At 71.8% G+C, this 25,426-nt stretch carries 21 protein-coding genes and 1 riboswitch; of the genes, 7 read left to right on the top strand and 14 right to left on the bottom strand.

Annotated features, from left to right (window positions below; all coding sequences use genetic code 11):
• Window positions 1-292: 292 nt before the first annotated feature.
• A complete protein-coding gene (mnmA, locus tag ACZ5WK_RS09600) occupies window positions 293-1,429 on the bottom strand; it encodes a tRNA 2-thiouridine(34) synthase MnmA (RefSeq protein ID WP_465546549.1) in 1,137 nt (378 codons plus the stop codon).
• Window positions 1,430-1,474: 45 nt separating this feature from the next.
• On the bottom strand, window positions 1,475-2,662 hold the full coding sequence (locus ACZ5WK_RS09595) for a cysteine desulfurase family protein (RefSeq protein WP_465546547.1): 1,188 nt from the start codon (window positions 2,660-2,662) through the stop codon (window positions 1,475-1,477).
• Between the two features lie 206 nt (window positions 2,663-2,868).
• On the opposite strand from ACZ5WK_RS09595, the gene ACZ5WK_RS09590 reads away from it, so the two are divergent.
• The gene (locus ACZ5WK_RS09590) at window positions 2,869-3,624 is read left to right on the top strand and encodes an IclR family transcriptional regulator (RefSeq protein WP_465546545.1); all 756 of its coding nucleotides are present in this window, start codon (window positions 2,869-2,871) and stop codon (window positions 3,622-3,624) included.
• Here ACZ5WK_RS09590 and ACZ5WK_RS09585 read toward each other — a convergent pair.
• The 8 genes from ACZ5WK_RS09585 to ACZ5WK_RS09550 form a co-directional block, all read right to left on the bottom strand.
• On the bottom strand, window positions 3,560-4,219 hold the full coding sequence (locus tag ACZ5WK_RS09585; protein WP_465546543.1) for a trimeric intracellular cation channel family protein: 660 nt from the start codon (window positions 4,217-4,219) through the stop codon (window positions 3,560-3,562). The two genes, ACZ5WK_RS09590 and ACZ5WK_RS09585, sit on opposite strands and share 65 nt — an antisense overlap.
• Before the next feature lie 251 nt (window positions 4,220-4,470).
• The gene (locus ACZ5WK_RS09580; RefSeq protein ID WP_465546541.1) at window positions 4,471-5,535 is read right to left on the bottom strand and encodes an ABC transporter ATP-binding protein; all 1,065 of its coding nucleotides are present in this window, start codon (window positions 5,533-5,535) and stop codon (window positions 4,471-4,473) included.
• 34 nt (window positions 5,536-5,569) lie between these two features.
• The gene (locus ACZ5WK_RS09575) at window positions 5,570-6,637 is read right to left on the bottom strand and encodes an ABC transporter ATP-binding protein (protein ID WP_396320919.1); all 1,068 of its coding nucleotides are present in this window, start codon (window positions 6,635-6,637) and stop codon (window positions 5,570-5,572) included.
• On the bottom strand, window positions 6,634-7,644 hold the full coding sequence (locus ACZ5WK_RS09570; RefSeq protein WP_396320918.1) for an ABC transporter permease: 1,011 nt from the start codon (window positions 7,642-7,644) through the stop codon (window positions 6,634-6,636). Before ACZ5WK_RS09570 ends, ACZ5WK_RS09575 begins: the two co-directional genes overlap by 4 nt.
• Window positions 7,645-7,742: 98 nt before the next feature.
• A complete protein-coding gene (locus tag ACZ5WK_RS09565) occupies window positions 7,743-9,512 on the bottom strand; it encodes an ABC transporter substrate-binding protein (protein ID WP_465546538.1) in 1,770 nt (589 codons plus the stop codon).
• A 54-nt stretch (window positions 9,513-9,566) separates the two neighbouring features.
• Window positions 9,567-10,556 carry an ABC transporter permease gene (locus tag ACZ5WK_RS09560; protein WP_396320916.1) on the bottom strand — a complete coding sequence of 330 codons (990 nt, stop codon included), beginning with the start codon at window positions 10,554-10,556 and terminating at the stop codon, window positions 9,567-9,569.
• Between the two features lie 471 nt (window positions 10,557-11,027).
• Window positions 11,028-11,966: an enhanced serine sensitivity protein SseB C-terminal domain-containing protein gene (locus tag ACZ5WK_RS09555; RefSeq protein WP_465546536.1), complete on the bottom strand. Its 939-nt coding sequence runs from the start codon at window positions 11,964-11,966 to the stop codon at window positions 11,028-11,030.
• A gap of 179 nt (window positions 11,967-12,145) precedes the next feature.
• Complete coding sequence (locus ACZ5WK_RS09550) at window positions 12,146-12,949, bottom strand: enhanced serine sensitivity protein SseB (RefSeq protein WP_465546534.1); 804 nt, start codon at window positions 12,947-12,949, stop codon at window positions 12,146-12,148.
• Window positions 12,950-13,098: 149 nt separating this feature from the next.
• Window positions 13,099-13,205, top strand: a riboswitch (glycine riboswitch).
• Window positions 13,206-13,437: 232 nt separating this feature from the next.
• On the opposite strand from ACZ5WK_RS09550, the gene gcvT reads away from it, so the two are divergent.
• From gcvT to ACZ5WK_RS09525, 5 genes are all read left to right on the top strand, one after another.
• Window positions 13,438-14,559: a glycine cleavage system aminomethyltransferase GcvT gene (gcvT, locus tag ACZ5WK_RS09545; RefSeq protein ID WP_465546532.1), complete on the top strand. Its 1,122-nt coding sequence runs from the start codon at window positions 13,438-13,440 to the stop codon at window positions 14,557-14,559.
• Window positions 14,560-14,635: 76 nt separating this feature from the next.
• Window positions 14,636-15,013: a glycine cleavage system protein GcvH gene (gcvH, locus tag ACZ5WK_RS09540; RefSeq protein ID WP_396320912.1), complete on the top strand. Its 378-nt coding sequence runs from the start codon at window positions 14,636-14,638 to the stop codon at window positions 15,011-15,013.
• Window positions 15,014-15,133: 120 nt separating this feature from the next.
• Window positions 15,134-16,402 carry a serine hydroxymethyltransferase gene (glyA, locus tag ACZ5WK_RS09535; protein WP_465546530.1) on the top strand — a complete coding sequence of 423 codons (1,269 nt, stop codon included), beginning with the start codon at window positions 15,134-15,136 and terminating at the stop codon, window positions 16,400-16,402.
• Between the two features lie 145 nt (window positions 16,403-16,547).
• Window positions 16,548-17,915, top strand: coding sequence for an L-serine ammonia-lyase (locus ACZ5WK_RS09530; RefSeq protein WP_396320910.1), 1,368 nt, complete (start codon window positions 16,548-16,550; stop codon window positions 17,913-17,915).
• A 429-nt stretch (window positions 17,916-18,344) separates the two neighbouring features.
• Window positions 18,345-19,670 (top strand): helix-turn-helix domain-containing protein, encoded by a 1,326-nt coding sequence (locus ACZ5WK_RS09525; RefSeq protein WP_465546528.1) that lies wholly within the window; start codon window positions 18,345-18,347, stop codon window positions 19,668-19,670.
• A 102-nt stretch (window positions 19,671-19,772) separates the two neighbouring features.
• Here ACZ5WK_RS09525 and ACZ5WK_RS09520 read toward each other — a convergent pair whose 3' ends face one another.
• Window positions 19,773-21,272, bottom strand: coding sequence for an MFS transporter (locus ACZ5WK_RS09520; protein WP_465546526.1), 1,500 nt, complete (start codon window positions 21,270-21,272; stop codon window positions 19,773-19,775).
• A 132-nt stretch (window positions 21,273-21,404) separates the two neighbouring features.
• Between ACZ5WK_RS09520 and ACZ5WK_RS09515 the strand changes: the two genes are divergently transcribed.
• Window positions 21,405-22,133, top strand: coding sequence for a TetR/AcrR family transcriptional regulator (locus tag ACZ5WK_RS09515; RefSeq protein WP_465546524.1), 729 nt, complete (start codon window positions 21,405-21,407; stop codon window positions 22,131-22,133).
• 158 nt (window positions 22,134-22,291) lie between these two features.
• Here ACZ5WK_RS09515 and ACZ5WK_RS09510 read toward each other — a convergent pair whose 3' ends face one another.
• From ACZ5WK_RS09510 to ACZ5WK_RS09500, 3 genes are all read right to left on the bottom strand, one after another.
• Window positions 22,292-22,714: a MarR family transcriptional regulator gene (locus tag ACZ5WK_RS09510; protein ID WP_465546522.1), complete on the bottom strand. Its 423-nt coding sequence runs from the start codon at window positions 22,712-22,714 to the stop codon at window positions 22,292-22,294.
• 549 nt (window positions 22,715-23,263) lie between these two features.
• A complete protein-coding gene (locus ACZ5WK_RS09505; RefSeq protein ID WP_465546520.1) occupies window positions 23,264-23,821 on the bottom strand; it encodes an ATP-binding protein in 558 nt (185 codons plus the stop codon).
• Between the two features lie 117 nt (window positions 23,822-23,938).
• Window positions 23,939-25,198, bottom strand: a complete 1,260-nt coding sequence (locus ACZ5WK_RS09500; protein WP_465546518.1) for a L,D-transpeptidase — start codon at window positions 25,196-25,198, stop codon at window positions 23,939-23,941.
• Window positions 25,199-25,426 lie beyond the last annotated feature (228 nt).

Genomic DNA, 25,426 nt, shown 5'->3' with positions numbered 1-25,426 from the left:
TCCTCAAGTCTCGGTTCCGCCGCGGCCGCGCCCCGTACGGCGCCGGGATGGGTTCATGACCAAACTTGTGGAGTAGGGCTCCGCGCCGATGTCCTGCCCCGGTCTCACCGGGCGGGCACCGCCCCCTAAGGGAGCTGGCCCCGCAACCCTGAGAGGCGGACCGCCGCCGCGGCGGTCCCGCGGGGCGCGGGGTGTCCACTGCGCTCAAGGCGACGGCCTCGGAGTCGAGGTGCTCGTCGGCGGCGGCCGCAACCGAGCGCGGTGACCACCCACCCGACCGACGCCGTGGCGCCTACGCCCGGACCGTCGGGCGCTCCGTCGTCGCGATGGTGGCGGAGCCGACGACGCGGGTGCCGTCGTAGAGCACCACTGCCTGGCCGGGGGCGATGCCGCGGACCGCGGAATCGAGCTGGACCCGCAGTTCGCCGTCGACGACCGAAGCCGTCACCGGGACCTCCTCGCCGTGGGCGCGGAGTTGGGCGGTGTAGCGGCCGTCGACGAGCGGCTCGGTGCCGCACCAGCGGGGGCGGATGGCGGTCAGCCCGGTCACGTCGAGGCCTTCGACGGGGCCGACGGTGACGGTGTTGTTCACCGGGGAGATGTCGAGGACGTAGCGCGGCTTGCCGTCCGCCGCCGGGCGGCCGATCCGCAGGCCCTTGCGCTGGCCGATGGTGAAGCCGTAGGCGCCGTCGTGCTCGCCGACCTTGGTGCCGTCGGCGTCGAGGATGTCGCCGGTGGCGGTGCCGAGGTGCTTGGCCAGGAAGCCCTGGGTGTCGCCGTCGGCGATGAAGCAGATGTCGTGGCTGTCCGGCTTCTTCGCGACGGCGAGGCCGCGGCGCTCGGCCTCCTCCCGGATGACGTCCTTGGTGGTGTCGCCGAGCGGGAAGAGCGAGTGGGCGAGCTGGTCGGCGTCGAGCACGCCGAGGACGTACGACTGGTCCTTGGCGGCGTCCACGGCGCGGTGGAGCTGGCGCTCGCCGGACGGCAGGTCGACGATCCGGGCGTAGTGGCCGGTGCAGACGGCGTCGAAGCCGAGGGCGATCGCCTTGTCGAGCAGCGCGGCGAACTTGATCTTCTCGTTGCAGCGCAGGCACGGGTTGGGCGTGCGGCCGGCGGCGTACTCGGCGACGAAGTCGTCGATGACGTCCTCGCGGAACCGCTCGGCGAGGTCCCACACGTAGAACGGGATGCCGATGACGTCGGCGGCGCGGCGGGCGTCGCGGGAGTCCTCGATGGTGCAGCAGCCGCGGGCGCCGGTGCGGAAGGACTGCGGGTTGGCCGACAGGGCCAGGTGCACGCCGGTCACCTCGTGGCCCGCTTCGGCGGCGCGGGCGGCGGCGACGGCGGAGTCCACCCCTCCGGACATCGCCGCGAGCACACGCAGGCGGCCAGTGGACGGGGCGGTCGGGGCACCGGGGAAGTCAGTCATGATGCCAACAAGAGTACGTGAGCCGCACCGGCGCCCGACCGGGATCTACCGGGCCCGGGCCGCCGCCGCGAGCCCCGCGTTGCGGGCCCGCTGGACGGCCGGGGCGATGGCCGCGGCCAGCGCGGAGACGTCCTCCCGGCTCGACGTGTGGCCCAGCGAGAAGCGGAGCGACGCGCGGGCCAGCAGCGGGTCGACGCCCATCGCCAGCAGGACGTGGCTGGGCTGCGGAACGCCGGCGGAGCAGGCCGAGCCGGTGGAGCACTCGATGCCCTGGGCGTCGAGCAGCATCAGCAGCGCGTCGCCCTCGCAGCCGGGGAAGGAGAAGTGCGCGTTGGCGGGCAGCCGGCCCTCGGTGGCCGGGTCGCCGTTGAGGATCGCGTCGGGGACGGCGGCCAGCACCGAGGCGACCAGTTCGTCGCGGAGCGCACCCAGCACGACGGCGTGCTCGGCCCGCCGTTCGGCTGCCAGGGCCGCCGCGGCCGCGAAGCCCGCGGCGGCGGGCGCGTCCAGCGTGCCGGAGCGGACGTCGCGCTCCTGGCCGCCGCCGTGCAGCAGCGGGACGGGGGTGGCGCCGCGGGAGAGCAGCAGGGCGCCGATGCCGTAGGGGCCGCCGATCTTGTGGCCGGTGACGGTGAGCGCGGTGAGCCCGGACTCGGCGAAGGAGACCGGGACCTGGCCGAGCGCCTGGACGGCGTCGGCGTGCATCGGGATGCCGTACTCGGCGGCCACGGCGGCGAGTTCGACGACGGGCTGGACGGTGCCGACCTCGTTGTTGGCCCACATCACGGTGACCAGCGCCACGGACGCCGGGTCGCGTTCGATCGCCTCGCGCAGCGCGGCCGGGTGCACCCGGCCGAGGCCGTCCACCGGCAGGTACTCGACGGTGGCGCCCTCGTGCTCGGAGAGCCAGTGCACGGCGTCCAGCACCGCGTGGTGCTCGACCGGGCTGCTGAGCACCCTGGTCCGGACCGGGTCGGCGTCGCGGCGGGCCCAATAGAGGCCCTTGACGGCGAGGTTGTCGGACTCGGTGCCTCCGCCGGTGAGGACGATCTCGCTGGGGCGCGCGCCCAGCGACTCGGCGAGCGACTCGCGGGCCTCCTCGACGACGCGGCGGGCCCGGCGGCCGGATGCGTGCAGGGAGGAGGCGTTGCCGACGACCCCGAGGTGTGCCGTCATCGCGGCGATCGCCTCGGGCAGCATCGGCGTGGTCGCCGCATGGTCCAGGTATGGCATAACCACACGATTGTAGAGGGCGGTCGGCCACCGGTCGGGCCACCGGTGCAATCCGGCCACCCGGCAGCGGTGACGGACCCCCCGGCCCGCCGGACACCCGCGTCCGGGGCCGGTTTGGCCGCTCGCCGGGGCGAGCGGTTAGCCTGGCGGCCCACCGCACAAGAGGCCGAACCGGACGGGCCGCACGGGACAGGACTGGGGGCGCGATGTCGCAGTCGGTCGATCGCGCGCTCACCCTGCTCGGATCCCTCGGCGACGGCCCGGTGACCCTCGAACAGGCCGCGAACAGCATCGGCGTGCACAAGTCCACCGCGCTGCGGCTGCTGCGCACGCTGGAGGAGCACGGCTTCGTCCACCGCCAGTCCGACCGGCGCTACCGGCTCGGCGGCCGGCTCCTGTCGCTCGCCCACCGGGCGCTGGAGGAGATCGACGTCCGGCAGATCGCGGCGCCCTACCTGGCCGCTCTGAACCGGCGGTTCGGCGTGACCGTCCAGCTCGCCGTCCTGCAGGACGGCGAGGTGCTCTACCTGGACGAGGTGGCCGGCCGCTGGCACCCGGGGGCCGGCCGGGCGTCCCGGATCGGGCGGCGGGCCCCGGCGGCCGGCACCGCGATCGGCCGGGTGCTGCTGGCCGGACTGCCCGAGGGCGGTGTCCGCGAGGACGAGCTGCCGGCCGATCTGGCCAAGGTCCGCCGCCAGGGCTGGGCGGCGGAGTCGGCCGAGCACCGGGAGCCGGTGGCCTGTGTGGCCGCGCCGGTGGCGGGCAGTGCCGGGCGGCCGGTGGCCGCCTGCGCGGTGAGCGCCCCGACGTACGAGATGGCCCCGTTCGAGCTGGTCCGGCTGCTCCCGGAGCTGCTCTGCACGGCCGAGGCGATCTCGCTGGCGTACGGGGGTTCGCCTACTCCTCGCTGGTGCGAGAACCGTTGCGGTGCCAGGCCCGCGGCGCACGCCAGCCGTACTTGAGGGCGAGCATCCTGAGCACGAAGGCGGTCAGCGCGGCGGCCGTGCCGGTGAACGCGGTGAGCCGGTCGAGGCCGATCAGCACCACCACCAGCGCGGAACCCACCAGCGCCGGGACGGCGTAGATCTCCCGGTCCCAGCGGAGCAGCGAGGGGATCTCCCCGGCCAGCACGTCGCGCATCACGCCGCCGCCGGCGGCCGTCACCATGCCGAGCGCGACGGCGGCCACCGCGCCGAGGCCGTAGTCGTGGGCCTTGGCCGTGCCGGTCACGCAGAACAGGCCGAGGCCGAGCGCGTCGAGGGTCTGCACGGCGCGGTTGATCCGCTCGACCTCGGGGTGCAGGAAGAACACGACCAGACCGGCCACCAGCGGCGTGACGAAGTACCCGAGGTTGGTGAAGGCGGCTACCGGCGTGGCCCCGATGACCAGGTCGCGCATCACCCCGCCGCCGAGGGCGGTGACCTCCGCCAGCACACAGATCCCGAAGATGTCCATGTTCTTGCGGACGGCGAGCAGCCCTCCGGAGAGGGCGAAGGCGAAGATGCCGATCAGGTCCAGCGACTGCTGGACGTCGGAGGGGAAGATCTGCGAGGTCACCGGACAACTATGGACCAGCGGAACCTTCCCCTCCGCATCGCGTCAGACGGAGGGGACGGACGTCACGCCGAGGCGGGCGTTCTGCCGGCGGCCCCGGACGGCGCGCTCTCCGGACACCGCCGGCCGTTCCCCTCGCCCGCTCCGGACGCGCCGCCGGCCGTTCCCCACACTCCGCTCGGGACCCCGCCAGTCGTTCCCCTTGCCCGCTCGGGACCCCGCTAGTCGTTCCCCTCGCTCCGCTCGGGACCCCGCTAGTCGTTCCCCTCGCTCCGCTCGGGGAAGTGACACGCCACCTGGTGCCCGGTCTTGAGCGCGGCCAGCGGCGGCTCCTGGGTGGCGCAGATCTCCTGGGCCTTCCAGCAGCGGGTGCGGAACCGGCAGCCGGACGGCGGGTTGATCGGGGACGGCACGTCGCCCTTGAGCAGGATCCGCTCGCGCCCGCCCTGCTGCCGGCGGCGCGGGTCGGGCACCGGGACGGCGGACATCAGCGCGTTGGTGTAGGGGTGCATCGGGCTCGCGTAGAGCGAGTCCCGGTCGGCGATCTCGACGATCTTGCCGAGGTACATCACGGCGACCCGGTCGGAGACGTGCCGGACCACCGAGAGGTCGTGCGCGATGATCAGGTAGGTCAGGCCGAGCTCGCGCTGGAGGTCGTCCAGCAGGTTGACCACCTGCGCCTGGATGGAGACGTCGAGCGCGGAGACCGGCTCGTCGGCGACGACCATCTTGGGCCGCAGGGCGAGCGCCCGGGCGATGCCGATGCGCTGGCGCTGGCCGCCGGAGAACTCGTGCGGGTACCGGTTGTAGTGCTCGGGGCTGAGCCCGCACAGCTCCAGCAGCTCCTGGACGGCCTTCTTGACCCCGCCGGCCGGGTCGGCCTTCTGCAGCCTGAACGGTGCGCCGACGATGGTGCCGACGGTGTGCCGGGGGTTCAGCGAGGAGTACGGGTCCTGGAAGATCATCTGGATGTCGCGGCGCAGCGGCCGCATCGCACCCGTGCCCAGGTGGGTGATGTCGGTGCCCTCGAACTCGATCTTCCCGCCGGTGGGTTCGTCGAGCCTGGTGACGAGCCGCCCCATGGTCGACTTGCCGCAGCCGGACTCGCCGACCACGCCGAGGGTCTCCCCCGCGTTGACGGTGAAGTCGATGCCGTCGACGGCCCGCACCGCACCGGTCTGGCGGCGCAACAGCCCGCCGTGGATCGGGAAGTGCCGTGTCAGTCCGGTCACCCGGAGCAGCGGCTCGCGGTCGGGAGCGGGCGAGGGCGCCGGCACCTTGTTCGAAGGCGAGGGGGCTGCCGCCTGAGTCTCCGTCATCGGTTCTCTCCAGAATGGTGGTACGAGGCCGGGCTCACAGCCGGGGCGCGATCTCTTCGGTGAAGATGCGGTGCCGGTCGGCGGTGGCGAGGTGGCAGGCCGCGTGGTGCCCGGGCGCGGCCTCGGTCAGCACGGGGGTCTCACTGGCGGATCGGCCGTCGGTCAGCGCGGCGTACGGGCAGCGCGGGTGGAAGGCGCAGCCGGTGGGCACGTTGATCAGGCTGGGCGGGGTGCCCTTGACCGGGACGAGCCGCTCCTGGAGCTCGCGGTCGAGGCGCGGCATCGAGCCCAGCAGGCCCCAGGTGTAGGGGTGTTCGGGCGCGTCGAAGAGGGTGTCGGCGGGACCGCGCTCGACGCACTTGCCGCCGTACATGACCAGGATGTCGTCGGCGAGTTCGGCGACCACCCCGAGGTCGTGGGTGATGATGATGACGGCCGAGCCGAACTCCTGCTGGAGATCGCGGATGAGGTCCAGGATCTGCGCCTGGACGGTGACGTCCAGGGCGGTGGTGGGCTCGTCGGCGATCAGCAGCGAGGGGTCGTTGACCAGTGCCATGGCGATCATGGCGCGCTGGCGCATGCCGCCGGAGAACTGGTGCGGGTAGTCGTCGACGCGGCGGTCGGGCTGCGGGATGCCGACCCGGTCGAGCATCTCGACCGCGCGGGCCCGGGCCTGCTTCTTGGTGGCCTGCGGGTGGTGCACCCGGTAGGCCTCCACGATCTGCGCCCCGACCGTGTAGTACGGGTGCATCGCGGTCAGCGGGTCCTGGAAGATCATCGCCATCTCGCGGCCGCGCAGCTGCCGGACCCGCTCGGGGCCGGCCGCGATCAGGTCCTCGCCGTCGAGGCGGATCTCGCCGCTGATCCGGGCCCGCTTGGAGCGGTGCAGGCCCATGATGCCGAGCGAGGTGACCGACTTGCCGGAGCCGGACTCGCCGACGATGCCGAGGGTCCGGCCCTTGTGCAGGTCGAAGCTGACCCCGTCGACCGAGCGGACCAGGCCGTCGTCGGTGTCGAAGTGGATCCGCAGGTCCCGGACGGAGAGGAACGGGTCCCCCGTCGGGGCGGCCACGGGCGCCGGGGTCTTCTGGAGCTCGGTCACGACAGCCTCACCCGGGGGTCGACAGCGGCGTACAGGAGGTCAACCACGAGGTTGCAGAGAACGATGAAGAAGGCTGCGAGCAGGGTGACGCCGAGGATCTTCGGCAGGTCGTTGTCGGCGATCGCGGAGACCGCGAAGGCGCCGACGCCCTGGAGCGAGAAGACCTGCTCGGTGATGAGCGCACCGCCGAGCAGCAGGCCGAGGTCCATGCCGAAGATGGTGACGACCGGGGTGAGCGCGGAGCGCAGTCCGTGCTTGACGACGACCTTGCGCTCGACAAGGCCCTTGGCCCGGGCGGTGCGGATGTAGTCCTCGCTCATCGTCTCCAGCATGCCGGCGCGGGTGAGCCGGGCGTAGAGCGCGGAGTAGAGGAAGGCCAGCGAGATCCAGGGGAGGATCAGGTTGCGGGCCCACATCAGCGGGTCGTCGGTGAAGTTGACGTACTGCAGGTTGTCCAGGATCGGCCACTCGTAGCTGAAGAGCGTGAGCAGCAGCGCGCCGGTGAAGAAGACGGGCAGCGAGACGCCGGCCAGGGCGATGCCCATGGAGAGCCGGTCGAAGATCGAGCGCGGCTTGAGCGCAGAGATGACGCCGGTGGTGACGCCGGAGACCAGCCAGAGCACGGCCGCACCGACGGCCAGCGACAGCGTGATCGGGATGCGCTTGGTCAGCTCGGGCCAGACCTCCAGGTGGTTCTTGAAGGAGTAGCCGAAGCAGGGCACGTGGCAGGTGGCCGCGTCCGGGCCGAACTTGTACTCGGCCCCGGTGACCAGCGCCTTGAGGAAGCGCCCGTACTGGACGTAGATCGGCTGGTCGAAGCCGAGGTTCTTCTTGACCGCCGCGACCGCTTCGGGGGACGGGTTCTTCCCGATGTACTGCGTGGCCAGCTGGTCGGTCGTCTCGCCGGCCAGGCGCGGCAGCAGGAAGAAGATCGCGAAGGTGACCGCGCTGACCACCAGCAGCAGCACCACGGCCGCGAGCGTCCTGCGGAGGATGTAGGCAAACACAGTTGGGCGGCTCCGGCGGCCCGCCGCCGTCCGGGATCTTCCGGACGGCGGCGGGCGCCGCTGCCTTCACCTGCCTTCAGGGATGCGGAGCCAGGCTCTTACTTGGTCGTACCGATGTTCAGGTAGTCGTACTCACCCGAGAAGGCCGAGGTGGAGACGACGTTGGTGGCGGTGTCCGAGCGGTACAGGAACACCTTGAAGTAGGTCAGCGGGACGTAGACCGCGCTCTCCATGACCTTCTTGTCGATCTCCGCGTAGATCTTCTCGCGGGCCGCCTTGTCGGTGTTGACCGCGGCGTCGTCGATCAGCTTGTTGATCGCGGGGTCGTTCAGCGAGGCCAGGTTGTTGTTGCCGGCCTCCTTGATGGCGCGGCCGTCGACGATCTGCTGCAGGAAGCCGTAGCCGGTCGGCCAGTCGGCGCCCCACTGCATCATCATCAGGCCGATGTTCTTCTCCTTGTTCTTCGCCGGCACGCCGACGTTGTCGGAGAGGTACTTGCCCTGCGGGAACTGCTGGATCTCGGCGTTGATGCCGACCTTCTTCAGCGCGGCCTGGATCGAGGTCGCGGCGGCGATCTCGGTGGCGCGCTCGGTGCGGGCGCTGAGCACGGTGGAGAAGCCGTCCGGCTTGCCGCAGGCCTTGAGGGCCTCCTTGGCCTTGGCCTCGTCGCCCTTGTTGTCCTTGGTCTCGTACAGGTTGATGTCCTGGTGGCCCGGGATGTCCGCCGGGAGCACCGAGTTGGCGATCTGGCCGCGGATCGGGCCGCCGATCGCGGTCTGCACCGAGACCTTGTCGATCGCGTACTGGACGGCCTTGCGGCAGTCGACGTTGTCGAACGGCGCGACGTGGCTGTCGATCGCGGTGTAGACGAGGCGGCCGCCGTACGCGTTGTCGGTCTTGGCCTTGAGCTTCGGGTTCTGCAGGATCTGCGCCTGGGTCTGCGGGTCGACGCCGCCGCCGACGAGGTCCACCTGGGCGTTGCCGGCCAGCAGGTCCTTGTCGATGGTGGACTGCTCGATGTTCATCTTGAGCACGATCTTGTCCGCGAGCTGCTTGCGGATCGTGTCGCTGCCCTGGTCCCAGCTGGTGTTCGGCACCAGCGTGAGCTGCTTGCCGTCCTCGTAGGACTCGAACTTGTAGGAGCCCGAGGCGAGCGGGTGCTTGACGTAGTCGGCGCCCTTGTCCTTGTCCTTCGGGACGGGGACGGTCTGCGGGGCGGAGACCAGGTAGTCGAAGTCCGCGAAGGCGTGCTTCAGGTGGAAGACGACGGTCTGGTCGTCCGGCGTCTCGATCGACTTCAGGTCACCCGACGGGTCCTTGTAGGGGCCCTCGTACGGGGTCGGGTTGTCGACCAGCAGCTCCTTGAAGTACGTCGGGCCGTTGGAGAACACGTCCGGCGCGAAGTTGGAGCGCTCCACCGCGTACTTGACGTCCTTGGACGTGATCGCGCTGCCGTCCTCGTACTTCAGGCCGGCGCGCAGCTTGTACGTCCAGCTCAGGCCGTCCGCGCTGGGCTGGCCCATGGACTCGGCGAGGTCCGGGACGAGCTTGTTGCCCTCGTCGCCGGGGCCAGGCGCGAAGGTGGTCAGCGGACGCCCGTACAGGCGCGAGAAGTTGTAGATGTAGGCGTAGTACGTGTTGCCCGGGTCCAGGGAGTCCGGGGTGCCCTTCATCTCGTAGGTGACCGTCCCGCCCTTCTTGTCCGAGGCGTTGACGACCCCCTTGGTGGCCGCGTCGGCGCCGCCGCCGGAGGCGGCGGAGGACGAGTTGCTGTCCCCGCTCTTGGAGGAACCGGAGGAACATCCGGTGACGACCAGGACAGCGGCGGCGGCCACTGCGGTCAGCGCGACGGTACGGGACCTACGCATGGTGGGATCAACCCCTTGAGGAGTGGTGGCGGATCGGAGGGTCCTGACCGGAGGTCAGTTGCTCTTGGGATCGAGGGCGTCACGCAGCCCGTCGCCGAGCAGGTTGAAGGCGAGCACCGTGAGGAAGATCGCCATACCGGGGACCACCATGTACTGGGGGTCCACCTGGTAGTACTTGATCGCGTCGTTGAGCATCCCGCCCCAGGAGGCCTGCGGGGCCTGGATGCCGACACCGAGGAAGCTGAGGCCCGCCTCGAAGAGGATGTTGGTCGGGATCAGCAGGGTCGAGTAGACCAGGATCGGACCGACCAGGTTGGGCAGCAGCTCCTTGAACAGGATGAACGGCCCGCGGGCGCCCAGGCTGCGGGCGGCGTAGACGAACTCGCGCTCGCGCAGCGAGAGGGTCTGGCCGCGCACGATCCGGCCCATGTAGGGCCAGTTGAAGAAGCCGATCACGAAGATCAGCACGATGATGTGCAGCGGGAGGCCGTGCAGGCCGAACGCGCCGCCCTGGAGCGAGGCGGAGATCGCGATGGCGAAGAGCAGCAGCGGGAAGGCGAGGAAGACGTCCATCACCCGGCTGATCAGGTTGTCGACCCAGCCGCCGTAGTAACCGGCCATCACGCCGAGCACGGTGCCGATGGTGTTGGAGAGCAGGGTCGCCCCGAAGGCGACGAGCAGCGAGACCCAGGAGCCCTCGATGACGCGGGCGAGCAGGTCACGGCCCTGGAGCGGGTCCACGCCGAGCGGGTGGTCCGCGCTCATGCCGCCCCAGTCCCCGAACGGCAGGCCGCCGAGGTTGGCGTCCAGGAGGTCCTGGTTGAGCGCGTCGGGGTCCAGGCCGAAGACCGACTCGATCGGCTTGGCCAGCACGGCGAGCAGGATGAGCAGGATCACCACGACGCCGCCGGCGACGGCGGCCTTGTCCCGCTTGAAGCGGGTCCAGGCGATCTGGCCGAGCGAGCGGCCCTCGATCTTCTTGGCCGGGCTCGCGGCGGCGTCTGCCTCCGGAGTGTTCCCGGCGGTCTTGATGGGTGCGGTCATGGTCAGTTCGGTCCCCTCGCCGACGGTGGCCGGCCCACGGGTGCCGGTCGCCGGGATCGGCGGTACGGCTGGTGCGGACGTGCGGAGGTGCGGACGTGCGGAGGTACAGGGCGGTGTTCGCAGCGGTACGACGTGCGGTACTGCGTGCTCGGGTACTGCTGCCGCGCGGGATGGGCATCGCGTGGATCAAGCTGTCCGCCTGCGCGTTCGCCTTTGTGAGGCGCCAACCACGCGCGGTGCGTTTGCAGAACTCTCTGCCATCCGAACTGGCTTGCGCCAGCCCTGACAACCGACAGATGCCCAACTGTGATCTGCGGACATGCACCTCCCGATCTTCGGCATATCGGTCTTCACACAGCTGTAACAGTCATGTCAAGATGCCTGCCAGCGCGAACGGGAAGTTCGTCCGGAAAACACCGAAACCGGTCCGACGGATCGTCAGACCGGTTTCGTTGATCGGCGTTTACCGCGTCAGCGGGTGGGGTAGCCGGGCCACGGCTGCTGCGGTGGCGGCTGGCCCTGCCAGCCCGGGCCGGGCGGCTGGGTGCCGTAGCCGTACCCCGGCCCCGCCTGCGAGGCGTACGGCGGCGGGGGCACCGGCGGGTAGGGCCCGGTCGGCGGCCGGCCCTGGGCGCCCGCCTCGCGGTCGTAGAACGGCCGGGCGTTGGCCCGCATCCAGAGCGCCACCGGGTCGTACTCGTCCCCCATCGCCACCGTGGAGACGGCCAGCCCCTCCGGCGCGACCGCGATCGCCCGCTGCATGAGCGCCCGGACGGCCTCCACGGTGGGCGGCGAACTCTCGTACAGCTCAAGACCGATGGCCAGGTACGGTTCGCCCACGGAGGGCTGCACCCAGGCCCGGCGCAGCGCCTTGACCGCCCGCACCTCGCCCGCCTGGCGCTCCAGCAGCGCGAAGAACTGCTGGGCCGGCACCTGCGGTTCACTCAGCTTCAGCGGCCCGGCCGGCAGCCGGTCCAGGCCGGCCGCGATCCGCCGGAGGTCCGCCCAGGGCACGCCGACCCCGCCGCCGGGGGCGTGCGGGTTCAGCCAGAGGCCCCAGCGCGTCCGGTACAGCGAGGCGGCGATCTCGCGCCCCGAGATCACCTCGTGCGCCCGCGCCCAGCCGGACGCCGCAAGCTGCTCGGGCGAGGTGACCGCCGGCGCGTAGCCGTGGCCGCTGATCTCCATGTTCCCGTACTGGGCATCCGGGCTGCCCGGCGTCCCGTGCCAGAGCAGCATCAGCACCTGGCCCTCGGCCAGGGCGTGCAGCAGCGCCTCGTACGCCTCCCAGCGTTCCGGCGCGACCTCGCGCAGCGCGTGCTCCAGCGCTCTCGGATCCGCGCCGGGGCGCCCGGCGGGTGCCTGGCCCCAGGGCCCCGGTGCACCGCCCGCTACCGCTCCCGCACTCATGCGCCCACCTCGCTGCGCCTCTTCTTCTCTCACCTGCCGCCGGCCCGACGGGTGTCTGCACGCACCCTATGGGGCGCCACCGACCACCGCCACGCCGACGTGCCTGCCGTGGGCCCCTCCGGCCCGATGGCGGGCTGCCCGACGGCGGGCGGGGAGGGGCACGTCGCTTTCGCGGCGGGTCACATCCGTGTGTAGAACGGCTGGACCCGGTTGAGCAACCACTCGACCACGGGGTCCTCCGCGAGGTCGAGCAGCACGAGGTGGACGCCGCCGGGCAGCGGCGCGGTTCCCAGCGCCCGGCCGAGCGCCTCGTTCACGGCGGCCGGTTCGGCCGGGGCCAGCTGGTCCAGCTGGACGCCGACGAACATCACGGTGGGCTCGCCCTCGACACTGGCCAGCGCCCGCCGCGCGGTCACCACCCCGGGCAGCGCCGACAGTTCGTTCCGGCAGGCGGCCAGGAAGGCCTCCGGGTCCTCGCCCGGCACCGGCTCGCGCAGCGCCACCCGGCCGCCGGACGGCGCGTCCGGACCCCCCACGGCCTCCCAGCGGTCCTCGCGCGGCCCGCGCCGCAGCTCGGCCACGCCCTGCGGCGGCACCGGGATGCCGACCGGGGCCTCCGGGTTCACCGCGATGCCCACGCCCAGCGGCAGCCCGCGGGCGAACTCCCAGACCGGCGCGACGGCGAACGCCATCCCCGGCGCCTGCTGGAGGAACACCTCCTGCGAGGAGAAGACCGGCACGTACGGGTCGCCGGCCAGCTCGACGGTGGGCAGGTCCAGCGCCTGCCCCTGCGGATCGGCGCCGACCGGCAGCGGGATCCACACGCGGCTGCGGGCCAGCACCTCGAACACCCGCGGGGTCGCGCCCGGATCGCCGAGCGCGGCGGTGAGCACCTGCTCCAGCTCGTTGGCCGGCCATCCACCGCCGGGCGGCGCCGACTCCGCGCCGCCCCACCCCTGCTGCTGCTCCACCGGGTACCCCATGCGCCCCTTGTACCGCCTCACTGGCTCGTCGACGCGTGCAGCCTAGCGGGCCGTCCGGGGCCCCTCTCCCGCACGGGCGCCGGACGTGCCATGATGTGCGCGGCTCCGCGTTCTCGCACGGGCCGCCCCCTAACTCCATACCGGCCGCTCGAACCCGCGCGGGAGAGTCCGGAGTGCCGCCGACAGGCGGCCGAGCCGGCGCCGAAGGAGCAAGTCCTCCCCGGAATCTCTCAGGCACCCCTACCGCACGGATTAGGCACATCTGGAAAGCGGCGCACGGCCCGGTCGCGCGCCCACCCACGGTGCAAGCCGCCATGCTGTCCTGTTAGCTGTAAGAGCTGCGGGCCCGCGTGCGGTGAAGCTCTCAGGTACGACGACAGATGGGGAGACCCAGCCGCCGCATGCCCGCGCGCAGGCCAGGTCCCTCACCGAGCGGGACCGGTCCGGCGTGCGCACCCCTGAGTGCCCAGACCGAGGAGTTCCAGGCCATGTCGTCCCTCCGCCTCACCGCGCTCGACGCGCTGCACCGCGCCCTCGGCGCGACCATGACCGACTTCGCCGGCTGGGACATGCCGCTGCGATACGGCAGCGAGCGCGAGGAGCACCTCGCCGTCCGCACCAAGGCCGGTCTCTTCGACCTCTCCCACATGGGCGAGATCACCATCACCGGCCCGCAGGCCGGCGAGATGCTGGACCACGCGCTGGTCGGCTTCGTCTCCGCGCTGGGCGTCCTGCGCGCCCGCTACACCATGATCTGCGCCGAGGACGGCGGCATCCTGGACGACCTGATCGTCTACCGCCTGCGCGAGGACGCCTTCCTGGTCGTCGCCAACGCCTCCAACGCCCAGCTGGTCCTCGACGAGCTGATCGCCCGCGCCAAGGGCTACGACGCCGTCGTCACCGACGACCGCGACACCTACGCGCTGATCGCCGTCCAGGGCCCGGAGGCCACCGCGATCCTCACCGCCACCACCGACGCCGACCTGCCCGGCCTGAAGTACTACGCGATCCTCCCGGCCCAGGTGGCCGGCCGCGACGTGCTGCTCGCCCGCACCGGCTACACCGGCGAGGACGGCTTCGAGATCTTCTGCAACCCGGGCGACGCCGAGCAGATCTGGCAGGCGCTGACCGAGGCCGGCTCCGGCCGCGGGCTCGTCCCCTGCGGCCTGTCCTGCCGCGACACGCTGCGCCTGGAGGCCGGCATGCCGCTGTACGGGCACGAGCTCTCCACCGACCTGACCCCGTTCGACGCCGGCCTCGGCCGGGTGGTCCGTTTCGACAAGACCACCAACGAGGGCGCGTTCGTCGGCCGCAAGGCGCTGGAGAAGGCCGCCGCCGAGGCCGAGGCCAACCCGCCGCGGGTGCTCGTCGGCCTGGTCTCCGAGGGCAAGCGGGTGCCGCGCGCCGAGTACACCGTGGTCTCCGCCGACGGCGCCCCGATCGGCCGGATCACCTCCGGCGCGCCCTCCCCCACCCTGGGCAAGCCGATCGCGATCGCCTACGTGGACGCGGCGCACGCCACCCCCGGCACCACCGTCGCCGTGGACGTGCGCGGCAAGCACGAGCCGGTCCAGGTCGTGGCGCTGCCCTTCTACAAGCGCGCCCGCTGACCGTTCGCCCTCCCGAGGCATGCCCGGCCGCCGGGCCGCTTCGTCGTACCCGCTTCCCATCCTGGAGAATGACGCCATGAGCAACCCCCAGCACCTGCAGTACACCAAGGAGCACGAGTGGCTGACCGCCGCCGAGGACGGTGTCTCCACGGTCGGCATCACCGCCCACGCGGCCGACGCCCTCGGTGACATCGTCTACGTGCAGCTGCCCGAGGTCGGCGAGACCGTGACCGCCGGTGAGACCTGTGGCGAGCTCGAGTCCACCAAGTCGGTCAGCGACCTGTACTCGCCGGTGACCGGTGAGATCACCGAGGTCAACCAGGACGTCCTGGACGACAACTCGCTGGTCAACAGCGCCCCCTTCGAGGGTGGCTGGCTGTTCAAGGTGCGCGTCGAGTCGACCGACGAGCTGCTGAGCGCCGCCGAGTACGACGCCCTCACCAACCCGGCCTGAGCCACCCGTCGGGGCGGCCGCAGCGCGGCGGCCGCCCCGCCCTCCCGTCGCCCGCCGCCACCCTTCCGAGGGCGCGCCACGCGCGGCACCTCCTTCTCTCCTCTCCGGGAAGACCACACCATGACGGTTCTCAACCAGTCCCTGCACTCGCTCGACCCCGAGATCGCCGCCGCGGTCGACGCCGAGCTGCACCGCCAGCAGACCACCCTGGAAATGATCGCCTCCGAGAACTTCGCCCCGGTGGCGGTCATGGAGGCCCAGGGCTCGGTGCTGACCAACAAGTACGCCGAGGGCTACCCCGGGCGCCGTTACTACGGCGGCTGCGAGCACGTCGACGTGGTCGAGCAGATCGCGATCGACCGGATCAAGGCCCTGTTCGGCGCCGAGCACGCCAACGTCCAGCCGCACTCCGGCGCGCAGGCCAACGCCGCCGCGATGTTCGCGCTGATCCAGCCGGGTGACACCATCCTGGGCCTGAGCCTGGCCCACGGCGGTCACCTGACCCACGGCATGAAGATCAACTTCTCCGGCAAGCTCTACAACGTGGCCGCGTACCACGTCGACGACAAGACCGGCAAGGTCGACATGGCCGAGGTCGAGCGCCTCGCCAAGGAGCACCAGCCGAAGCTGATCATCGCCGGCTGGTCCGCCTACCCGCGCCAGCTCGACTTCGCCGAGTTCCGCCGCATCGCCGACGAGGTCGGCGCCCTGCTGATGGTCGACATGGCGCACTTCGCCGGCCTGGTCGCCGCGGGCCTGCACCCCAACCCGGTGCCGTACGCGGACGTGGTCACCACCACCACCCACAAGACCCTGGGCGGCCCGCGCGGCGGCGTCATCCTCTCCAAGGCCGAGTGGGCCAAGAAGATCAACTCCGCGGTCTTCCCCGGCCAGCAGGGCGGCCCGCTGGAGCACGTCATCGCCGGCAAGGCCGTCGCCTTCAAGGTCGCCGCCTCGGAGGAGTTCAAGGAGCGCCAGCAGCGCACCCTGGACGGCGCCCGGATCCTCGCCGAGCGTCTGCTCCAGGCCGACGTCGCCGAGGCCGGTGCCTCCGTGCTCTCCGGCGGCACCGACGTCCACCTCGTCCTGGTCGACCTGCGCAACAGCCAGCTCGACGGCCAGCAGGCCGAGGACCGCCTCCACGAGGTCGGCATCACGGTCAACCGCAACGCCATCCCGAACGACCCGCGCCCGCCGATGGTCACCTCCGGCCTGCGGATCGGCACCCCGGCCCTCGCCACCCGCGGCTTCCAGGCCGAGGACTTCCGCGAGGTCGCCGACATCATCGCCGAGGCGCTCAAGCCCGCCTTCGACGAGACCGTCGCCGCCGCGCTGAAGGCCCGGGTCACCGCCCTCGCCGAGAAGTACCCGCTGTACCCGAACCTGTAATTCAGTCGTAGGTGACCGGCCTCACCCCGCCGGGCCACCTGGGATTCCGGGGCACCGCGCACACTGGACAGTGCGCGCGGTGCCCCGTTCCGTGCCGGCACCCCGCCTGCTTGTCCTTCCACGAGACCAGACAAGGACGTCCTCCGTGGCCATCAGCGTCTTCGACCTCTTCTCCATCGGCATCGGCCCGTCGAGCTCCCACACCGTCGGCCCGATGCGCGCCGCCCGGATGTTCGCCCGCCGCCTGAAGTCCGAGGGCCTGCTGACGGACGTGGCGAGCGTGCGCGCCGAGCTGTTCGGCTCGCTGGGCGCCACCGGCCACGGCCACGGCACCCCCAAGGCCGTCCTGCTGGGCCTGGAGAACAACTCCCCGCGCACCGTCGACGTCGACCAGGCCGACGCGGACGTCGAGCGGATCACCACCGAGAAGCGGCTCAACCTGCTCGGCAGCCACGCCATCGCCTTCGACCCCGACAGCCAGCTGATCCTGCACCGCCGCCGCTCGCTGCCGTACCACGCCAACGGCATGACCCTCTGGGCCTTCGCCGCCGACGGCTCCCCGCTGCTGGAGAAGACGTACTACTCGGTCGGCGGCGGCTTCGTCGTCGACGAGGACGCGATCGGCGCCGACCGGGTCAAGCCCGACGACACCGCGCTGAAGTACCCCTTCCGCACCGGCGACGAACTGCTCCGGCTCAGCCGGGAGACCGGCCTCTCCATCTCCGGCCTGATGCTGGAGAACGAGAAGGCCTGGCGGACGGAGGAGGAGATCCGGGCCGGCCTGCTGGAGATCTGGCGGGTCATGCAGGAGTGCGTCCGGGCCGGCATGTCCCGCGAGGGCATCCTCCCCGGCGGCCTCAAGGTCCGCCGCCGCGCCGCCTCCGGCGCCCGCGCCCTGCGCGCCGAGGGCATCGGCCCGGCCAACGCGATGGAGTGGGTCACCCTCTACGCGATGGCCGTCAACGAGGAGAACGCCTCCGGCCGCCGCGTCGTCACCGCGCCGACCAACGGCGCGGCCGGCATCATCCCCGCCGTCCTGCACTACTACCTGAACTTCATCCCCGGCGCCGACGAGGAGGGCATCGTCCGCTTCCTCCTCGCCGCCGGTGCGATCGGCATGCTCTTCAAGGAGAACGCCTCCATCTCCGGCGCCGAGGTCGGCTGCCAGGGCGAGGTCGGCTCCGCCTGCTCGATGGCGGCCGGCGGCCTCGCCGAGGTCCTCGGCGGCACCCCCGAGCAGGTCGAGAACGCCGCCGAGATCGGCATCGAGCACAACCTGGGCCTCACCTGCGACCCGGTCGGCGGCCTGGTCCAGATCCCGTGCATCGAGCGCAACGGCATGGCCTCCGTGAAGGCCGTCACCGCGGCCCGGATGGCGCTGCGCGGCGACGGCCGCCACCACGTCTCCCTCGACAAGGCGATCAAGACCATGAAGGAGACCGGCGCGGACATGAAGATCAAGTACAAGGAGACGTCCCGCGGCGGCCTCGCCGTCAACGTCATCGAGTGCTGATCCCGCCGCGGTAGGCCCGAGCCCCCGGAACGAACGCGACCGTTCCGGGGGCTCTGCCGTTTGCCGGTCACCACGCCGTTCACGCGGCGGCCGGCCCGGCGGCGACCGCCGGCAGACCGGCGGCGGCGAACGGGATGCTCATGTGACGTCGCTTGGGCGTACGCATGCGGAGGGACTCGCTTTCGCTGGGGGTGACGGGCGGGAATCACTGCGGGACCACTGCGGGACCACTGCGGGACCACTGCTGAGGGGCGCTTGCGGCACCGCGCCGTCGAGGGACGGGCCGCCGCCGAACCGCAGACTGGCTCCCGGTCCGTCCCGGCCGCCAGCCCTGCCGGGCGGTTCGGGACGCCGGAACGCCGACAGGTACCGTGAGCTGCGGATTCGGGGAAGCCTGGAACGCCGTACCGGGACGAGGGGGATTCGAACATGAGCGTGGAGACCGAGGAATTCGCGGCGATGCTGCGCGAGCTGAAGGACCGCTCGGGCCGCAGTTACGGCACGCTCGCGGCCCGGCTGCACGTCAGCACCTCGACGCTGCACCGGTACTGCAACGGCGCCGCCGTCCCCAACGAGTACGCGCCGGTGGAGCGGCTCGCGCGGGTCTGCGGGGCGGGCGCCGACGAACTGGTCGAGCTGCACCGCCGCTGGATCCTGGCGGACGCGGCCCGCCGCCGGGAGCCGTCCGGCCCGCCCGCCCCCACGGCCGGGCCCGCTCCCGAACCGGCCCGCGCGGCGGCCCCCGCGCCGGAGCCGGCACCGCACCCGGCCCCGGAAGCCGCGCCCGAGCCCGCGCCGGAACCGGAACCGGAGTCTCAGCCTCAGCCTGCCGACGACCGGCAACGCCGTCGGCTGCCGGACACCCGGATCCTGCTGAGCGCCGCCGCCGTGGCCGTCGTCGCCGTGGCCGCGATCCCCGTCCTCGATCTGGCGGGCCGCACCGACACCCCGCTCGCGAGCCGCCGGCCTCCGGCCGCCACCGCCTCCTCCTCCGCCGCCACTCCCCCGGCCACCGAGCCGGCGCCCCCCACCCCGGCCGCACCCGCCCCGACCGCCCCGGCCACGGCCACCACCGCCACCGCCACCGCCACCGCCACCGGGCCGGCCTCGTCGACGCCCGAGGACGACGCACCGCCCTTCCACGTCAACGTCCTGACGGACAACTGGGGCAACGCCTGCGGCCAGTGGTTCCTGACCCCCCGCGCCCCGCGCGCCGTGGCCGCACCCCCTTCGAACCAGCGGACGGAGAGCTGGGCCGCCGACCAGCAGGCCCTCCCCGGCGGGCATCTGCGGCTGCAGCTGACGGCGCAGGGCGAGAACGCCAAGCCCGTCGTCCTCAGCGCCCTCTACGTGGAGGTGGTCAGCACCCGGCCGGCCCCGAAGGGGAACGCCTACACCCTGGGTTCCGGCTGCGGCGGCGAGATCACCCCGTCGGCCTTCGCCGTCGACCTGGACTCCGCGGCCCCGCGCCCGGTGCCCGTCCCGGCGCTGGAGGGCGCCGTCAAGGGCAGGACCTCCACCTTCCCCTACTCGGTGTCGGCCACCGATCCGCAGGTGCTGAACATCGACGCCCGCACCACCTCCCAGGACGTCAGCTGGAACCTCGTCCTGGCCTGGAGCAGCGGCGACCGCCACGGCACCCTCCCCGTCAACGACCACGGCAAGCCCTTCCGCACCGTCGGCCTGAAGGGCGCGCCGGGGTACTTCTACAAGGACGAGCACACCGGCTGGGCCCCCACCCACGTCGACGAGTGACCGGCTGATCAGCGGCTGCGCTGCCGCGGGCCCGGCCCTCCGAGGCACGACGAAGGCCGGCACCCCGGGGAGGGGGTGCCGGCCTTCGGGTCCGGGCGGAGGTCAGGCGACGAGCTCCGCCTCGTTGGCGGCGGCCTGCGCGGCATCGGGCCGGCCGTTCCGCATGACCAGGGTGGCCAGGACGGCCGCGGACAGCATGCTGACCGCGCTGATGGTGAAGGTGGTGGACATCGAGGAGGTGAAGGCCTCCCGGGCGGCGTGGACGAGGCCTGCGTCGCCGTTGGCGATGGCCAGCGCGTCGCCGATGGAGCGCTTGGCCTGCTCCGGCGCACCGGCCGGCATCTCCTGGGCGAAGCGGCTGGAGAGCAGCGAGCCGAGGATGGCGATGCCCAGCGCGGTACCGGCCTGCTGGATGGTGTCGTTGAGCGCGGAGCCGACACCGGCCTTGTCGGCCGGGATGGTGCCCATCAGCGCGCCGACGGCGGCCGGCATGGCCAGGCCGGCGCCGAGGCCGAGCAGGCCGAGGGCGACGGCCGGGAGGGTGAAGCCGCCGTCGGCGGTGACGGTGGTGAGGATGGCGAACGAGGAGGCCATGATCAGCATGCCGCCCAGGATCAGGACCCGGTTGCCGATCTTGGCGGCGAGGCCGGCGCCGGCGCCGTTGCCGATGAGGGCGGCGACGGCCAGCGGGACGAAGGCGAGGCCGGCCTTGACGGGCGAGTAGCCGAGGACGAACTGCAGGTACTGGGTGAGGACGAGGAGCAGGCCGCCGTTGCCGATCTGGACGAGGGTCAGCGAGAGCGAGCCGCCGCTGAAGTTGCGGTGCTTGAAGAGGACCAGCGGGACCATCGGCGACTCGGTGACGTTCTCCCAGATCACGAACCCGCCGAGGGCGACGACGGCGACCGTCAGGGTGATCAGCGACTTGCCCTCGAAGGCGCCGTGCTGCGGGATCTCGATGATCCACCAGATCAGGGCGGTCATACCGGCGGCGGAGAGGATCGCGCCCAGCGGGTCCGGCTTCTGCCACGGGCCCTTGGACTCGGGCATGAGGGTGAGGCCGGCCAGGACGGCGAGGACGACGACCGGGACGTTGATGAAGAAGATCGAGTGCCAGGAGAAGTGGTCGATCAGGAAGCCGCCGAGCACCGGGCTGCCGACCAGGCCGAGCATCGACACCGAACCCCAGGCGGCCATGGCCTTGCTGCGCTCGTCCTCCTCGAAGACGGTGATCAGGATCGACAGGGTGGAGGGCATGATCAGCGCACCGCCGACGCCCATCGCGATCCGGGAGGCGATGACCTCACCGGGGTTGGTGCAGAAGGTCGCGGCCAGTGAGGCGGCTCCGAAGAGCAGCAGGCCGATGATCATCACCTTGCGGCGTCCGAACCGGTCTCCGAGGCTGCCCGAGGTGAGCAGGAGTCCGGCGAACACCAGGACGTAGGAGTCCAGGATCCACTGGATGTCCTGGGTGCTGGCGCCGATGTCCTCCGTCATGGACGGGACGGCGACGGTGAGCGCCATGCTGTCGATCACCAGGACCAGCGTGCTGAGGCAGAGCACGACGAGGATCCACCAGCGACGTGGGTTGCGGGTTTCCATGGGTCTTCCCTTTCGGCTTGCGCACGCTGTTCCTTCGATGCGCACACTGTACGCAGAGCGGAACGGTGTGCGCAACCCCTTGCGCATGTACGCTGGATGCGCACGGTGTACGCAGGAGAGTGAGGAAATCCCATGGCCACCAGGACCAGCCAGAACCCGATCCCGTCCGTCTGGGCCCGCCAGCAGCGCGAGCCCGACCAGCCCGCACTCAGCCGCACCGCGATCGTCCGCGAGGCCGTCGCCATGCTGGACGCCGACGGCGTCGAGGCGCTCTCCATGCGCAAGCTCGGCGCCCGCCTGAACGCGGGTGCGACCTCGCTCTACCGGCACGTGGCCACCAAGGACGAGCTGATGGAGCTCGCGGTGGACGAGGTCTTCGGCGAGATCACCATCCCGCCCGCCGACAGCCCCGACTGGCGGGCGGCCGTCACCGAGGCGGCCGAGTCCTTCCGCGCGACGACACTGCGCCACCGCTGGCTGGCCTCGGTCCTCGGCCAGGCCGGGCTCGCCTACCTGGGCCCCAACCTGATGACCTACTCCGAGCGGCTGGCCTCCCTGTTCACCCTCGCCGGCTTTCCCGAGCCGGCGCGCGCGATCGAGACGGTGCTCTCGTACGCGATCGGCATGAGTACGACGGAGGCGGCCTGGCTGATGACCGTCGCCCGCTCCGGCGAGACCGAAGCCGACTTCATCGCCCGTCTGATGCCCGCGGCCCGGGAGGCGGTGGCCGGCAGCGAGCACCTCGCCCACGCGTACGACGCGGTCGTGGACGTCGACCCGGTGGCCCTGCGCAACGCCAAGTTCACCTACGGCCTGGACGTCGTCCTGGACGGCCTGGCCCTGCGCCTCCGGAGCGCATGACCCGGGCGGGACGGATCTCGCCCGGAGGACCGTCGCACCGGGGGCCGGACCTCAGGCGCCTGATCACCGAGCCACGGCATCGGCCGCCGGCCTCGGCCCGGCCGCCCGCACAGGACGTCGGACCGGCCGACCTCCCGTGCGGCGGGCACCGGGAACGGCTAGGTCCTGGCCGGCCGGCCGCCGGCGTCCCGGATCATCTGCCGCGGCACCTTCGGGGCGGTGACGTGGCCGGCGTCGTCGACGCCGTGGTGGATCTGCTCGCGGCCGACCGGGGCATGTCGCGCGAGGTCGGCACGGGCCGCCTCGCCCGACTCGGTGATCCACAGCCGCCCCTCGCCGTCCCCCGTGAGCCACCCGAGCTCCAGCAGCACCGCGGCATCGGCCCCGAGGTCGTCCCCGGGTCCGAGGTGGGAGCGCATGGCCTCCCGGAGCTCGGCCACGGTCAGGCCGCGGCCGTCGGGCGAGAGGTCGTGCTGCGACAGATGGCGCAGCAGCCGGAGCTGCGGCCGGCTGAAGCCGAAGTCGGCCCGCCGGGCCCGGTCGAACGCGATGAGGGCCTCGTGGGCCTGCTGGTTCGTCATGAACTTCCCCCGTGGACGATCACTTACCAGGGGCACCGTAAAACCGGAAGCCCACTCGAAGTCAACGAGATTTCGTCCCGGCGCGGCCCCGGGCGGTGCTCGGCGGCCTCCGCGGGGCCTGCCGCGCCGGCGCCCCCGCCGCACCGCCGGCACCCCCGCGACCGGCCCCCGCAGTGGTGCGCCGCCAGGCCGCCCGCACACGGGCCGGTTTTGCATCGATCATGAATAATCTCAGGCGATGGCGTTAACCTATGCAAAATCCAAAGGTGAACCAGGTTACAAACCTTGTAATCCAAGATTCTCGGTTTGCCCACATGCTGAGATCCGTGCGATAGTCGAGGAGTCCGAGGGCGGACGCCAGCGAGATTCCCTCGCCTCCGCCGCGGACACACCGACTACGGCTGGCCCGACCTGGCACGGCCGTCGCCCATCGCGCGGCACGCACCCCCTTGGCCGGCGCGATGACTTGCAGGGGCCCCCAGCCGCCGGACCACGGCGCCATCGGGGGCCCTGCGTGTTTTCCGGGCCCCACGCGCCCCGCCAGGAGCCTCAGTGCCGCTCGCGGACCTTCAGCTCGAACCAGACGCCCTTGCCGCGCGGCAGCAGGTCCGCGCCCCAGCGGTCGGAGAGGTCGTCGACGATCCTGAGGCCGCGGCCGCGCTCGTTGACCGGCAGCGGCTCGGCCAGGATCAGGCAGGGCAGGGACCGCGAGGAGTCCCGCACCTCGACCCGCAGCCAGCCCGGCTTGCGCATCACCTGGAGGCCGATGGTGCGCCCGGCCGCGTGCCGCACCGCGTTGGCGACCAGCTCGCCAGTCAGCAGTTCGCCGACCTCCAACTGCTGGTGCAGGTCCCAGGATTCGAGGACGGAGAGCACCAGCCGGCGGGCCACCGGGCCGGACTCCGGCCGGGACGGCAACCGCACCTCGCCCGGCTCCGACTGATCGCCGAGCCTGCCGGAATACATCCGCTCCAGGTCCTCCGAGCTGAGCCGCTCCAGGGCCGCGAGCGTGTCCTGGAAGCACATCCACGACGTGTCAGCAACCAAGCTGGACCCAGGAAGTGATGACTGATCTGTTTCGCCCCAACCCGCCATGCGACCCATCATTGCGGAACGCAAGCAGCCGCGTACGGACAATGAGCAAACGATCACGACCCGATCGGCATATGCCCCGTGCAACCCGGACCGGCCCGCCGTCAAGCCCGGGTTGCCACGAACCGGCTCCTACCAGGCGCTCCAGGCCAGGTTCCAGCCGCTGAGGCCGTTGTCCGGCTCCACCTGGCCGCGTGAAGAATTCTTCACGGTCACGATGTCGCCGATCAGCGAGTCGTCGTAGAACTTGCCCGCCGAGGTGGAGTCGCCGCCGCCCTTGACGTCCTTGAGACCGACGCAGCCGTGGCTGACGTTGTCCTCGCCGAAGGCGTTGCTCCAGTAGTTTCCGTGCACGTACGTGCCGGACGTGGTCAGCCTCATCGAGTGCGGCACCTGCAGGTCGTACGGCGCGCCGGTCATGCCGGGCATGCTGCTGGACTGCATCCGCACCACGCCCTCCTTGGACATCACGACCATGGTGCCGTTCCAGGTCGGGTGCTCCGGCGAGCCGGACGTGATGTCGATGGTGGAGGTCTTGGCGTCGTTCACCACCGTCATCTCGTGGGTCTTGGCGTCAACCGTCGAGACCTGCGATCGCCCGATCGTGAAGGGCTCGTCCCGGTCCACGCCGCCGTACACCCCGGGGGCGATCTCCACGCTCTTCAGGCGGTAGTGGACGGTGGCCTTGGTGCCGGGCTTCCAGTAGGCCTCGGGGCGGAAGTCCAGCCGGCGGTTGCCGAACCAGTGGCCCTTCACCACCGTGCCGTTGTCGGTCTCGATGGAGATGCCCTTGGCGACGTCGTCCTTGTTCTTCACGTCCTTGTCGAAGTCGACCGAGACGATCATGCCGACGCCGTAGGTGGCGTTGTCCTCGATGTTGTCGCTCGCCTTCGCCTCGCGCTCGGGCGTCAGCGTGGTGAAGCTGCTGTCCGCCGAGGCGACCACGCCGTTGGCGTCCGCGGCCATCGCGCTCACCTGGTAGGCGGTGCCGACCACGAGGCCGGCGGACGGGGTCCAGCTGCTCCCGTCGGCGGCGATCGTGCCGGCCACCTCCTTGCCGGTCTTGTCGCTCACCTTGACCGTGGTGAGCTTGCCCCCCGCCACCGCGACCTTCAGCGCACCGCTCGGAGCCACGTCCACCGCGCCGCTCTTCGGCTGGATGTCCACCACCGCCGCGGACGTCTTCGGCGTCGCGGCCGCCGGAGCCGACCCCGGCGCGGACGCCGACCCGGTCGCGGACGCCGAGGCGGTCGACGCGGCCCCCGCGGCCGCCCCGCCCCCCAGATCGGCCTTGGCCGCGCTCCCGCTGCCGCCACCGCCGCCGCAGGCGCTGGTCAGCACCATCGCGCCGCCGAGAACGCCGGCGGCCACCACCTTGCGTATCGACCTCACGTCGACTCCCTCCCTCGATCCCGTCCCTGATCCCGGCGGGATTCGACTGATACACGCCGCAGCCAACGGAAAGGTTGCGCCATTCGAGGGGCAATTACCCCACGAACGACGACCGGCCCGACCCCAACGAGTGAGGATCGGGCCGGTCGTTATCGAACCGGGACTGACAAGGCCGCTACCTGGGTAGAGCACGTCGCCGGGAGTACCGGTCGGGGCGCCCCGAGGGCC

Source organism: Kitasatospora sp. NPDC032757 (genome assembly GCF_055579305.1).
The sequence above is the reverse complement of the archived record's forward strand: the minus strand, read 5'-3'. Positions and strand labels throughout refer to the sequence as shown.